The sequence below is a fragment of the Neisseria sp. HMSC065C04 genome, from assembly GCF_001815375.1.
Lineage (GTDB): Bacteria > Pseudomonadota > Gammaproteobacteria > Burkholderiales > Neisseriaceae > Neisseria > Neisseria flavescens_D.
This window is the reverse complement of record NZ_KV820406.1, coordinates 78,440-90,355: the sequence shown is the minus strand read 5'-3', so window position 1 is coordinate 90,355 and position 11,916 is coordinate 78,440. Positions and strand designations below refer to the sequence as shown.

Here is an 11,916-nt window from a genome sequence, read left to right as displayed (position 1 = left end):
ATCAATGAAACTGTTTCAACGCATCTTCGCCACATTTTGCGCAGTCATCGTCTGCGCAATCTTTGTGGCGAGTTTTTCATTTTGGCTGGTACAAAACACCCTCGCCGAAAACCAATTCAACCAACGCCGCACCATCGAAACCACATTGATGAGCAGCATCATCTCCGCGTTTAACTCGCGCGGAGACAGCGGTGCGCGCGAAATTCTTTCCGAATGGAAAAACAATCCAGTTTCCAATGCCGTTTATGTGATTACCGGCGACGATAAAAAAGATATTTTAGGCCGCAACATCGACAGCCTGTCCATCGAACGTGCCCGCATCTTTGCCATCAATAACCCCGAATCCGATTTAGCCCACATCGAATACGACCGTTTCGGCGAAGAATACCTCTTCTTCATTAAAGGCTGGGACAACCATCAGGCTCAACGCCTCCCTAGCCCGCTCTTTATTCCCGGCCTGCCGCTTTCGCCTATTTGGCATGAATTTATCATTCTGTCTTTCATCATCATCGTCGGCCTGTTGATGGCATACATCCTTGCCAACAACATCACCAAGCCCATTAAAATTCTTGGCGGTGGCATGGACAGGGTAGCCAATGGCGAACTCGAAACCCGCATTTCCCAGCAAGTTGACGACCGTGACGACGAATTGTCCCACCTTGCCGTGCAGTTCGACAAAATGGCCGAGAAACTGGAAAAACTTGTTGCCAAAGAGCGTCATTTACTCCACCACGTTTCTCATGAAATGCGTTCGCCGCTGGCACGCATGCAGGCAATTGTCGGACTGATTCAATCTCAGCCGCAAAAGCAAGAGCAATACCTCAAGCGGCTTGAAGGCGAATTGGTGCGCATGGATACTTTGGTAGGTGAATTATTGACCCTCTCCCGCCTAGAGACTTCCAATATTCCTTTGGAAAAAGAAAACCTCAAACTCGTTCCGTTCTTAACCAACTTGATTGAGGACAACCAAAGCATTGCTCACCAAAACAACCAAAGCGTTACCCTGAGCATTGACCCAAAAATCCCTGAAAATGCTGTGGTCAGCGCTAACGAAGGCTATCTATACCGCGCCTTTGACAACGTTATCCGCAATGCCATCAATTACAGTCCGGAAGGCAGCACCATTCAAACCCATATCGGACAAGACGGCAAAAACTGGATTATCGATGTTACCGACAACGGACCTGGCGTAGATGAAATGCAGCTTCCTCATATTTTCACTGCCTTTTATCGCGCCGACTCCAGCGCGCACAAGCCCGGCACAGGTTTAGGGCTTGCCTTGACGCAGCATATTATGGAACAGCACTGCGGTAAAATCATTGCTGAAAATGTCAAACCCAACGGCCTGAGGATGCGTTTTATCCTTCCCAAAAAGAAAGCCGGAGACAAAAAAGAAGTCTAGAAATAAGGCCGTCTGAAACTTTTCAGACGGCCAAAAACACAAATAAGGAACCATCATGAGTGCAACTGCCCAAACCGGCTACTTCTTCATGCCTGAACACATCATCCTCGTCGGAGCCAGCGAACGTCCGCACAGCCTTGGCGAACGCATTTTCAGCCATCTGCTCGGTTCCTCATATCAAGGCAAAATCACCCCCGTCAATCTTCGACACAGCAGTGTCGCAGGCATTCCCTCCTACTCCAGCCTCAGCAAAATCCCGGGCCAAGCCGATTTGGTTGTTGCCGTTATCCCGCCCGACCATTACGACTCGCTGTTCAAAGCCTGCCGTAAAAAAGACCTGCGCCACATTATCCTGATTCAAGATTGGGAAAACCTACCGCCCGAATCCTGTAAAAATGCCCGCTCCATCATTCAAAAACATCACGGCGACGAATTGAACATCACCGTGTGTAACAGCGCAGGCGTCCAACTTCCCTCGCTCAACCTCAACATCGGCACCCAAGCCGACTATCCGGCCGGCCATATCGCATTACTGACCGGCCACAGCACCGTCAGCCGCAACATCAATCACCTGCTGAACACGCTGCACCAAGGCGTATCGCGCCACATTAGCCTCAACTATGACCTAAGCCCTACTACATCCGCCGACTGGCTCAACCGCTTCGGCCACAACCGCCATACCAAAGTTGCCGTTATCCACTACAATCCGGCCGAAAACCAACGCGAGCTGTTCAGTGCCATCCGCCACTTCACACGCCACACTCCGCTTATCCTGTTGTCCACACACTACACCGACAACACAGACAAAGCCATCCTGCGCAGCCTCAGCCGCCATTGCAATTTCCAACCGGTATTCAATAACGCCGAACTGGAAGCAGCCCTAAAAGCCCACCTTTCCGGCATTCCCGTCATTACCCATCCCACCATTCTGTCCGACACGCCGATAGAATGGCTGCGCACTACCGCCGATGCCTGCGAATTGACCCTCGACCTCCCAACCGATGCACCATCCATCCGACAAGGCTGCATCGGCAGCAACCCCACGCCTGCACGCATCCACCGCTTGGCACTCGAACAATTACAAAATCCGCATACTCAAGCCCTGCTCGGCATTATTTCGCCAGATACGCCGGATGCGTACAGCATTCATCAAACTCTGGATAATTTGGCACAAAAAACCAGCAAGCCCATTCTCATCAGTTATCGTTTTTCAGACGGCCTGACTCGGTTTAATACACCGGAAGAAGCCTTGCTGACACTTTATTTCCGCAATCAAACCGCCTATTTGCTACAAGTGCAAAATACCCCTGCCCCAGCCAAAACAGGCCGTCTGAAAACACCCAAAAGCAAAAGTATCGATAAAGCCATTGCTTCCGGCCAAACCGAACTGATGGCGGAAGCCCTATACCTGCCTCCGTGCCAAACCCAAAAGTACAATGCCATTCAATTCCGATTCAGCCGTCATCCCATTTACGGCAATATCCTTACCGCCCATTACAACGGCCAAACCGAAGCTGCATTACCTCCTTTTACCACACTTGATATCCAGCGTTTAAGCCAATTTGCAGAACTCGACAACACTTCCGTTCTCAATCAATTCCTGCATTCCCTAAATACGCTTATCCACAACAACCAGCATATCGGCGACATTATCCTCAACTACAACGGCAGCCAATACAGTAGCACCATCATTCCCGAAGTCGTGGAAAAACCAGCCGCACCAACAACCAAAATTCCTAAAAAAGCTGTCCAAACCTTAGAACAGGCTGCAGCAAAAATGCAAAGTGCCGCCGCCTACCTCCAACAAAAAAATCCGGCCGCAGCCGAATTCCTACGCAACACCGGCGAAGCCGCGTCCGAACTGCTGCACCCTAAAACCGAAACGCCCGAGATACAAAACGTACTCGCACCCTATCCGAGCCAAACAGATACCTTTACCCTGCCCGACGGCAACACACTGCACATCCGCGCACTAGAACCTGAAGATGCCGAAGCCAAACAAAAATTTGTCCACCAATTACCCGCGGCCGACCGCTATACGCGCTTCATGACCCATACCAACGAGTTACCGCTGCCCACACTCGCACGGCTGACCCGTCCCGATTTCCATACCGAATGCGCATGGGCAGCCTTCGCTTCAGACGGCCGTATCGTCGCAGTCAGCCGTTACAGCCGCATCAATCGTAATGAGTGCGAGTTCGGCATTACTTTAGCACCTGAAGCACGCAAAACCGGCTTGGCAGGCAAAATGATGAACCTCATTATCCAAACTGCCACACAGCAAGGTTACCAAACCATGAATGCGGAAATCCTCAAAGAAAACACACCGATGCTCAAACTCGCTGAAAAATCAGGATTTACCGTCACCCCATCGGAAACCGACCGCGGCCTGTATCAAGCAAGCCTCGATTTGAACGAATGGCAAAACAGCAACAAAAACAAATAAAAACTTGCATAACCCGTGTGAAATATCCTAAAATTAGCGGTTTCTATATATCCGCATTTTTCAAAAGGACTCAAAATGGTAGTTATCCGTTTGGCTCGCGGCGGCTCAAAACACCGCCCTTTCTTCAACGTAGTCGTAACTGACTCTCGCAACCGTCGTGACGGCCGCTTCATCGAGCGCGTAGGTTTCTACAACCCCGTTGCCAACGAAAAACAAGAACGCGTACGTTTCGACGCAGACCGCATCAACCACTGGGTTGCTCAAGGCGCAAAAGTTAGCGATGCAGTTACCAAACTGATTAAAGAGCAAAAAATCGCTGCTTAATCAGCCGAAACGACCATGACAGACACTCAAAAACGGGTAGCCATGGGCTACATCAAAGGCGTATTCGGCATTAAAGGCTGGCTTAAAATTGCCGCCAATACCGAATATACCGACAGCCTGCTGGACTACCCCGAGTGGCAGTTGTGCAAGGATGGCAAAACCCTGAATGTTGTGCTTGAGGTAGGTAAAATTGTCAATGGCGAACTTCAGGTCAAATTTGAAGGTATAGACGATCGTGACCAAGCATTTGCCTTGCGCGGCTATACCATCGAAATCCCCAGAGAGTCATTCGCCCCTACTGAGGAAGACGAATACTACTGGGCAGATTTAGTCGGCATGACCGTCATCAATAAAGAAAACATCGTCCTCGGCAAAGTCAGCAACCTGATGGAAACCGGTGCAAATGATGTTTTGATGATTAAAGGCGAACACGGACAAATCCTGATTCCCTTTGTCTCCAACTATATCGAATCTGTCGATACCGACAGCAAAACCATTATCGCCGACTGGGGCTTGGACTACTGATGCTGATTCAAGCCATCACCATTTTCCCAGAGATGTTCGACAGCATTGTCGAATATGGCGTTACAGGCAGAGCAAGAAAACAAAATCTTTGGCAGTTTCAAGCCATTAATCCCCGAAAATTTGCCGATAACAAACTTGGCTATATCGATGATCGCCCCTTCGGAGGTGGTCCGGGAATGATTATGATGGCACCGCCGCTTCAAGCGGCAATCGAAGAAGCCAAAGCAAACTCGCAAAAACCTGCCAAAGTAATTTATCTCAGTCCGCAAGGTCAGCCGCTGACACATAAAAAAGCCGCAGAACTTGCCGAACTGCCCCATCTTGTTCTTCTATGCGGACGCTATGAAGGCATAGATGAAAGACTGCTGCAAAGCAGTGTGGACGAAGAAATCAGCATTGGCGACTTTGTCGTCTCGGGTGGCGAATTACCCGCCATGATGTTGATGGATGCCGTCTTAAGATTGGTCCCGGGTGTATTGGGCGATATACAGTCAGCCGAACAAGACTCGTTTTCAGACGGCCTTTTAGACTGTCCTCATTACACCAAACCCGTAGAATTCCAAGGCATGATGGTTCCCGAGGTCTTACGCTCAGGAAATCATGGCTTGATTGCCAAGTGGCGATTGAAACAATCGCTGCGACGCACTTTAGAGCGCCGACCTGATTTATTGGAAAAGCGCAGTTTAATCCCAAAGGAATCCCGCCTCTTAAAAGAAATCTTGCAAGAGCAACAGGAAATCCAATCATAACTTAGGAAAAACAAATGAACTTGATTCAACAATTAGAGCAAGAAGAAATCGCTCGCTTGAACAAAGAAATCCCTGAATTCGCTCCAGGCGACACCGTTGTCGTATCTGTACGCGTGGTTGAGGGTTCTCGCAGCCGTCTGCAAGCATACGAAGGTGTTGTTATCGCTCGCCGCAACCGTGGCCTGAACAGCAACTTCATCGTTCGCAAAATCTCTAGCGGCGAAGGTGTAGAACGTACTTTCCAACTGTACTCTCCTACCGTAGAAAAAATCGAAGTTAAACGCCGTGGTGACGTACGTCGCGCCAAACTGTACTACTTGCGTGGCCTGACCGGTAAAGCAGCTCGCATTAAAGAAAAATTGCCTGCTCGCAAAGGTTAATAGCTTTCTTCAAAAACCCACTTCAATGAAGTGGGTTTTTTGTTTTTATATAAAATTCCTCGTCTTTATTACGCAATAACGGAAGCCAATCACAATCCCACTTTTCACGTATAAACTTAAACAGAATCATAACTCCCTCTATCTCTTCTAACCTTTATAAAAAAGGCCGTCTGAAACAAAAGATTCAGACGGCCTTGAATTACATCGGACAGTTATTTAAACCATCTTGCCAATGTCGGGATACGCGACAACAACAGTGTATCCAAAATCCAAATAACAGCGATTGCGGCAATGGCTGTTGGGAAAATCACAGCCAAAATCAGAAGTGGCACAGCCATTGCCCACCATACCGGTAATTTGATTTTCTGTGCAGGAGGAACCAAACCACGTGCTTCCGAAGGACGGCGTTTCCACCACATCACACAACCGCTGACACAGATAAAGATAATCGCCAGACAGAACAAGACATTTGCCAATACGCTCCACCAGCCCAGTGTACCCATATGCAAAGCAATGCTTGCCGCCATGAATTTACCAAACCAGTTGTAATCATCGAAATGAATATCAGCCAGGATTTTACCACTGTATTGATCAATGTGTACCGTACGATCCGCAGTCGGACTAATCATATCGTAACTCATTGAGTCTTGCGATAGCGTCCATACACCGGTCTCACCCTTAGGCAAATTAAGCTGATAGCGACCTTTAAAGCCAATTTCGCGTGCAAAGCGGTCAACCGTCTCCAAAGTCATCGGTTCGCTCGGATTAATACCGTTTTCGCCCATTGTCGTACCAGAAACCGGCATAGGCGTCAGCTCCAAAATCCACGGCACTTCTTTGGATTTGCCGTCATTCAGCACATCACCATGGGTTGGTACAGAAGATACCGGATTAGGCTCCACGCCCCATTTACCCGCAGGGAATTGACTCCACGCCTGAACCACTTTACCGCCCCAAATACCTGCCCAAGCAACGCCCGACAGACAGAACAGCAACAAAATCAAAGAAACCCAAGAGCCAAATGCACCGTGCAGGTTGCGCCACCAAGAACGGCCTTTTCCTGCCTTAGGCAAAAGGACGGCCTTCAGACTACGCTGTTTTACACACCACAAATAAATACCGGTCACAATCATGATGATGGTTAGCGACGCAGCGGTTTCCAACAGGTAGTCACCAGTCGCCCCAATCATAATATCGCCGTGGATTTCATCCATCGTGTGATACCAGCCTTGACCGCGCGGCATCGTGTTCACGACTTTTGCCGTATAGGGATCAACGGCAACCATAGTGACTTTATCGTCATTGTTTACGCGGAATACGGCAACCATATCATCTGCACGCGGCGCAATATATTGCACCACAGAGGCAGTTTCCGGATTCACAAACTGTCTAGCAGCTTCAGCCTGAGCCGACAAAGGCTGCACTTGCGCCTGCGGCGCAACATGTATGCGCTCACCTTCTTTACCGGTGATATTGGCAAATAGCAGCATTCCCAACCCTGTAACAGCCAGCAGGGTTAAAAACGGCGCAACCAAAAGTCCGGCATAAAAATGCCATCGCCAAACAGTCAAATAACGGCGGTTAGCCTGTTGTTCATTTTGGGAAGTTGGTTTTGTTTCCATATATTCTCTTTATATAGTTAAAGCAGACTAATTATTACGAATTAGCATCAGACATTTTAATCAAAAACATTCACTTAAGAAACCGTTTTTCCGATGCGGCTTTGAAATACTTCAATATTTAGTTTTCAGGCCGTCTGAAAAAACAAAATAGAACAGAAAACAACACTTTACTGAAAATCCGTTTTAATCATTGCGGTTTCGGCAGAATTTGGTAGAATACAGGCATTACTTATTTATTCATCAAGCCGCCAAGCTTTGGCGGCTTGTATTTTTATTTCCAATCCGGCTACCGCGCGTGGCCGGATAAAATTTTAAAAGCATCATCATGCTTTCATGGAGAACTCAATGCAAAAAATCCCTTTGACCGTCCGTGGTGCAGAATTATTGAAACAAGAACTTCAACACCTCAAAAGCGTAGCACGTCCAGAAGTCATTGAAGCCATCGCCGAAGCACGTTCGCACGGCGACTTGTCTGAAAACGCAGAATACGAAGCTGCCAAAGAACGTCAAGGCTTTATCGAAGGCCGCATCGCCGAGTTGGAACACAAACTCTCTATGGCGCACATCATCAACCCTGCCGAAATCCACGCCGAAGGCAAAATCGTATTCGGCACAACTGTGACACTGGAAGATTTGGAAACTGAAGAACAAGTTACCTACCAAATCGTCGGTGAAGATGAAGCAGACATTAAAGAACGCAAAATCTACGTTGGTTCCCCCATTGCCCGCGCCCTGATCGGCAAAGAAGAAGGCGACGTTGCAGAAGTTCAAGCACCCGGCGGCGTACGTGAATATGACATCATTGCCGTGCAATATATTTAAATAAACAAAAGGCCGTCTGAAAATGTTTTCAGACGGCCTTTTGTTGTACCTAAAAACACCATAATCAAAGAAAGTGAAATCCTCCCAGGAGAAACATAATGAATCTACTGTACAAAATTATCCAAACCGCTGCCGCTATGTGGCTCGGTATGCAACTGACCGCAGGCTATGTTACCGCCCCGATCCTATTCCGCCTTCTGCCTAAAATGCAGGCAGGAGAAATTGCCGGCATTTTGTTTGCCATTACAGCGATATGTGGCTTAGTTATTTTTGGCGCAGCCTATGCCTTTTCCAGAAAACAGCTGGCCTCACTTTCTTGGTGGATATTGGTACTTTGGCTACTTTTAGCCTGTAATCATCTTTTGGTTACGCCGGTTATCGAGGCACACAAGTACGGACTAGATAACTGGTTACTATCCCTAGTAGGTGGAACATTCGGCGTTTGGCACGGCTTATCCAGTATCAACTTTTTGATTTGTACAATACTCGCCGCTGTTTGCGTATGGAAATGGCCCAAGTCAAACTAATCTGTCTTAATAAAAGACCGTCTGAAAATAAGTCTTTCAGACGGCCCTTCTTATTTTGAAATCACGAATTATCTTGATTACTCAAATACAAGCCATAAAAAAATGCCCTGCATATCGCAGGGCATTTTTCACAAACCGATTAAGGTTTAGCGTAACCGTGAACGCCATTGTAAGGAGCTGGGATCCAACCTTCATCAGTAGCAGGCAATTCGCCTTGACCTTCGATAGTTTGACCTGGAGCAACTTGACGAGTAACAACGCTGCGGATTTTAACATCAACGCGACGGTCAGGTTCGATACAAGCGATAAGAGCAGCACGTTTCTTAGCTTTAGAAACTTTTTTGCCCAGTTTAGCAACTTCAGCTTCACAAGTAGCAGTCATTTGAGCTTGAGATTCGCCCAGACCTACTGCAGAGATTTTGCTAGAAGCAACACCACGGCCTACCAAGTAGTTAGCAACCACGTTGGCACGACGCTCAGACAGAGCTTGGTTGTATTGTTCAGAACCCATGAAGTCGGTATGACCTTCAACACGTACGGTTTGTACGCTTTCGTTGCTCAGGCGTTGAGCCAAAGCGTTCAGGTTCTCTTGAGCTTCAGGACGGAGGTTGTCTTTGTCGAAGCCGAACAGAGTTTTAGAAGACAGGGAAACAGTTTCATCAACATACTCAGGATCTTGTTGTACAGGAGCAACTGCTTCGCGGTCACCACATTCAACACGGCCTTGGGTAGCTTTGTCGAAGTAGCTGTTTTTCCAGCATTCGCCGTAGTTGTTACGGACGATTTCTTGAGATTGGCTGCTTACGGTGTAACCGTGTTTGGTATGCGCTTCGCTGGCCATTGCGGTGCCAGAGGCAACCAAGGCAACGAACAATGCGCTTAATTTCAGCTGTTTGGTCATTTTATTCCCTCATCAAATTGTTATGCGGCGGACTAGGAAAGCAACCGCTGCAAAGTACCAATATACAGGCCGCAGTATCAAAACAGCGGCAAATCGGATATATCAGGTTGCACTATAAAGAAGCGCAAGGCAAACTGTCAATACTCGATGCCTTCAAACAATCATGAAGTGCCTGCTTCCTAGTAGTTAATCATGCCGAAAAATCAATCTTGTGTCATTAATTTAGGGCAAAATTAGACAATTCACCTACCTAAAGTTGTACAAAAACAACAAAACCCCTTTCCCTCTTCTTTCCTGAATTTCCTGTTTTCATATCATTAAAAGATATTTTCATTAAAAACAACCATTTTCAAAACTCGAGGCAAAACTGGGCAAAATATGTTAAATTACATGCCGTTTGTCGCACAAAATCCACAATAACAACGTATCCGGTACTACTACCATGAAACTGCAACAATTACGTTATGCCCTTGAGGTTTACCGACACAATCTGAATGTCTCTGAAGCCGCCGATGCACTTTTCACATCCCAGCCCGGCATTTCCAAACAAATCCGCCTGCTTGAAGAAGAATTGGGTATCCAAATTTTTATCCGCAGCGGCAAACGTGTGGTTTCCGTTTCGCAACCGGGCAAAGCCGTGTTAGAGATTTCGGAACGAATTTTGCGTGATGTACAAAACATTAAAAATATCGGCAGCGAGTTTACCGATCACGACAGCGGCTCGCTGACCATCGCGACAACGCATACCCAGGCGCGTTATGCTTTGCCCAAAATCGTTGCGGAATTTGTCAAAAACTACCCTAAAGTCAATTTGACCATCAAACAAGGCAGCCCTTCTGCTATTGCGCAAATGGTCAGCAGCGGCGAAGCGGATTTGGCAATTATTACCGAACGCATTGACGATCACCCCGAGTTGGGCAAACTACCCTGCTATGAATGGAACCATGCCGTCATTGTCCCGCATGACCACCCTCTTTTAGACTGCCGTAATCCTTTAAGCCTTGAAGATTTGGCTTCTTTTCCACTGGTTACTTACGAATTTGCTTTTAATTCCGGCAGCAGCATCGCGCGTACATTTAATAAAGTGCATATTGAGCAACCTGATGTTGCCTTATCGGCTGCCGATACAGATGTGTTGAAGACGTATGTCCGCTTAGGCTTGGGCGTTGGTTTGATGGCTAAAATGGCGTACGATCCCGTTGTCGATCAAGATTTACAGCTTATTGATGCGGCACACTTATTTGAACCGTCGCCCACTTGGATAGCCTTACGCTCGGATACCTACCTGCGCGGTTACGCGTATGACTTTATCCAGATGTTTGCACCGAAACTGACCAGAGAAGTAGTCGACCGCATTCTGTACACGCCGGTTGTGGAAGATTTTTCAATTTAATATCTGACTATCACTTGCGTAACTTAACAATTATTCTTTAATTCTTGTTAAAAAGGCCGTCTGAAATATTTCAGACGGCCTAAGATTCAGATAGCGTGCGAACAACCGGAAACCATTTTCTTCAAGGTTGTCGCATCTAAGATTTTGATGTGCTTGTGTTCAACCGAAATCAAGCCTTCATGATGAAATTTAGACAAGGTGCGGCTGACTGTTTCCAGTTTCAGCCCCAAATAGCTGCCGATTTCCTCACGCGACATCCGCAAGATAAAATCATTGGCGGCGAAGCCTCGTGAATAGAGTCGCTGAGACAGGTTGAGCAAGAATGCTGCCAATCGCTCTTCAGCGCGCATATTGCCCAAAAGCAGCATAACGCCCTGATCTCGAACAATTTCGCGACTCATTAAGCGGAAAAAGTGAGAACGAAGACTGGGAATATCCTGTCCAAGTTCTTCAATATGTGTAAACGGAAGCTCGCATACCTCGCTGTCTTCCAAAGCCACAGCATCACAGCTGTGAATATGGGAACAAATCCCGTCCATACCGATCAGCTCGCCCGACATAAAAAAGCCGGTTACCTGATCTCGTCCATCTTGGCTGGCGACTGTTGTCTTAAAGAAGCCCGCACGGATGGCAAATAAAGAGGTAAACGGCTCGCCGGCACGAAATAAGTACTCGCCTTTTTTCAGACGGCGGCTTTGACGAATAACCGCATCTAATTGTGAAAATTCGTTAGGCATCAGTCCGACAGGCAAACACAGCTCGCGTAAAGAACATGTGGAACACAAGGTTTTCATTTGATGTGTTGCATTGTGTGTAGCCATAACG

The 11,916-nt window shown here is 47.4% G+C and carries 12 protein-coding genes; 9 read left to right on the top strand and 3 right to left on the bottom strand.

The genetic code is table 11. The annotated features are described in order from the left end of the window. Positions 1–4: 4 nt before the first annotated feature. From HMPREF3022_RS04255 to rplS, 6 genes are all read left to right on the top strand, one after another. Positions 5–1,402, top strand: a complete 1,398-nt coding sequence (locus tag HMPREF3022_RS04255) for a HAMP domain-containing sensor histidine kinase (protein WP_049331159.1) — start codon at positions 5–7, stop codon at positions 1,400–1,402. A 55-nt stretch (positions 1,403–1,457) separates the two neighbouring features. After that, positions 1,458–3,848: a bifunctional acetate--CoA ligase family protein/GNAT family N-acetyltransferase gene (locus tag HMPREF3022_RS04250; protein WP_049331157.1), complete on the top strand. Its 2,391-nt coding sequence runs from the start codon at positions 1,458–1,460 to the stop codon at positions 3,846–3,848. 75 nt (positions 3,849–3,923) lie between these two features. Continuing rightward, a complete protein-coding gene (gene rpsP / locus HMPREF3022_RS04245) occupies positions 3,924–4,172 on the top strand; it encodes a 30S ribosomal protein S16 (protein ID WP_049331156.1) in 249 nt (82 codons plus the stop codon). A 15-nt stretch (positions 4,173–4,187) separates the two neighbouring features. Beyond that, positions 4,188–4,697: a ribosome maturation factor RimM gene (gene rimM, locus HMPREF3022_RS04240; RefSeq protein WP_049331155.1), complete on the top strand. Its 510-nt coding sequence runs from the start codon at positions 4,188–4,190 to the stop codon at positions 4,695–4,697. Next, positions 4,697–5,446: a tRNA (guanosine(37)-N1)-methyltransferase TrmD gene (trmD, locus tag HMPREF3022_RS04235; protein WP_049331154.1), complete on the top strand. Its 750-nt coding sequence runs from the start codon at positions 4,697–4,699 to the stop codon at positions 5,444–5,446. Before rimM ends, trmD begins: the two co-directional genes overlap by 1 nt. Positions 5,447–5,460: 14 nt before the next feature. Further along, a complete protein-coding gene (rplS, locus tag HMPREF3022_RS04230) occupies positions 5,461–5,826 on the top strand; it encodes a 50S ribosomal protein L19 (protein ID WP_003679470.1) in 366 nt (121 codons plus the stop codon). A 212-nt stretch (positions 5,827–6,038) separates the two neighbouring features. Here the strand turns inward: rplS and HMPREF3022_RS04225 are convergent, their stop codons facing one another. Beyond that, positions 6,039–7,448, bottom strand: coding sequence for a PepSY-associated TM helix domain-containing protein (locus HMPREF3022_RS04225; protein ID WP_049331152.1), 1,410 nt, complete (start codon positions 7,446–7,448; stop codon positions 6,039–6,041). A gap of 345 nt (positions 7,449–7,793) precedes the next feature. Between HMPREF3022_RS04225 and greA the strand changes: the two genes are divergently transcribed. Beyond that, a complete protein-coding gene (greA, locus tag HMPREF3022_RS04220) occupies positions 7,794–8,270 on the top strand; it encodes a transcription elongation factor GreA (protein WP_003684304.1) in 477 nt (158 codons plus the stop codon). Between the two features lie 98 nt (positions 8,271–8,368). Next, positions 8,369–8,797: a DUF4149 domain-containing protein gene (locus HMPREF3022_RS04215; RefSeq protein ID WP_049331150.1), complete on the top strand. Its 429-nt coding sequence runs from the start codon at positions 8,369–8,371 to the stop codon at positions 8,795–8,797. Between the two features lie 139 nt (positions 8,798–8,936). On the opposite strand, the gene HMPREF3022_RS04210 is transcribed toward HMPREF3022_RS04215, so the two are convergent. Continuing rightward, positions 8,937–9,698 carry an OmpA family protein gene (locus HMPREF3022_RS04210; protein WP_049331149.1) on the bottom strand — a complete coding sequence of 254 codons (762 nt, stop codon included), beginning with the start codon at positions 9,696–9,698 and terminating at the stop codon, positions 8,937–8,939. A 442-nt stretch (positions 9,699–10,140) separates the two neighbouring features. Between HMPREF3022_RS04210 and HMPREF3022_RS04205 the strand changes: the two genes are divergently transcribed. Next, a complete protein-coding gene (locus tag HMPREF3022_RS04205) occupies positions 10,141–11,091 on the top strand; it encodes a CysB family HTH-type transcriptional regulator (RefSeq protein WP_049331148.1) in 951 nt (316 codons plus the stop codon). A gap of 86 nt (positions 11,092–11,177) precedes the next feature. Here HMPREF3022_RS04205 and fnr read toward each other — a convergent pair whose 3' ends face one another. Further along, positions 11,178–11,912 carry a fumarate/nitrate reduction transcriptional regulator Fnr gene (gene fnr / locus HMPREF3022_RS04200; RefSeq protein ID WP_039862092.1) on the bottom strand — a complete coding sequence of 245 codons (735 nt, stop codon included), beginning with the start codon at positions 11,910–11,912 and terminating at the stop codon, positions 11,178–11,180. Positions 11,913–11,916 lie beyond the last annotated feature (4 nt).

What these genes read in the sequence shown, in the direction of transcription:
- HMPREF3022_RS04255 (WP_049331159.1), top strand. Translation starts at nt 5, where the DNA reads ATGAAACTGTTTCAACGCATCTTCGCCACATTTTGCGCAGTCATCGTC.
- HMPREF3022_RS04250 (WP_049331157.1), top strand. Translation starts at nt 1,458, where the DNA reads ATGAGTGCAACTGCCCAAACCGGCTACTTCTTCATGCCTGAACACATC.
- rpsP (WP_049331156.1), top strand. Translation starts at nt 3,924, where the DNA reads ATGGTAGTTATCCGTTTGGCTCGCGGCGGCTCAAAACACCGCCCTTTC.
- rimM (WP_049331155.1), top strand. Translation starts at nt 4,188, where the DNA reads ATGACAGACACTCAAAAACGGGTAGCCATGGGCTACATCAAAGGCGTA.
- trmD (WP_049331154.1), top strand. Translation starts at nt 4,697, where the DNA reads ATGCTGATTCAAGCCATCACCATTTTCCCAGAGATGTTCGACAGCATT.
- rplS (WP_003679470.1), top strand. Translation starts at nt 5,461, where the DNA reads ATGAACTTGATTCAACAATTAGAGCAAGAAGAAATCGCTCGCTTGAAC.
- HMPREF3022_RS04225 (WP_049331152.1), bottom strand. Translation starts at nt 7,448, where the DNA reads ATGGAAACAAAACCAACTTCCCAAAATGAACAACAGGCTAACCGCCGT.
- greA (WP_003684304.1), top strand. Translation starts at nt 7,794, where the DNA reads ATGCAAAAAATCCCTTTGACCGTCCGTGGTGCAGAATTATTGAAACAA.
- HMPREF3022_RS04215 (WP_049331150.1), top strand. Translation starts at nt 8,369, where the DNA reads ATGAATCTACTGTACAAAATTATCCAAACCGCTGCCGCTATGTGGCTC.
- HMPREF3022_RS04210 (WP_049331149.1), bottom strand. Translation starts at nt 9,698, where the DNA reads ATGACCAAACAGCTGAAATTAAGCGCATTGTTCGTTGCCTTGGTTGCC.
- HMPREF3022_RS04205 (WP_049331148.1), top strand. Translation starts at nt 10,141, where the DNA reads ATGAAACTGCAACAATTACGTTATGCCCTTGAGGTTTACCGACACAAT.
- fnr (WP_039862092.1), bottom strand. Translation starts at nt 11,912, where the DNA reads ATGGCTACACACAATGCAACACATCAAATGAAAACCTTGTGTTCCACA.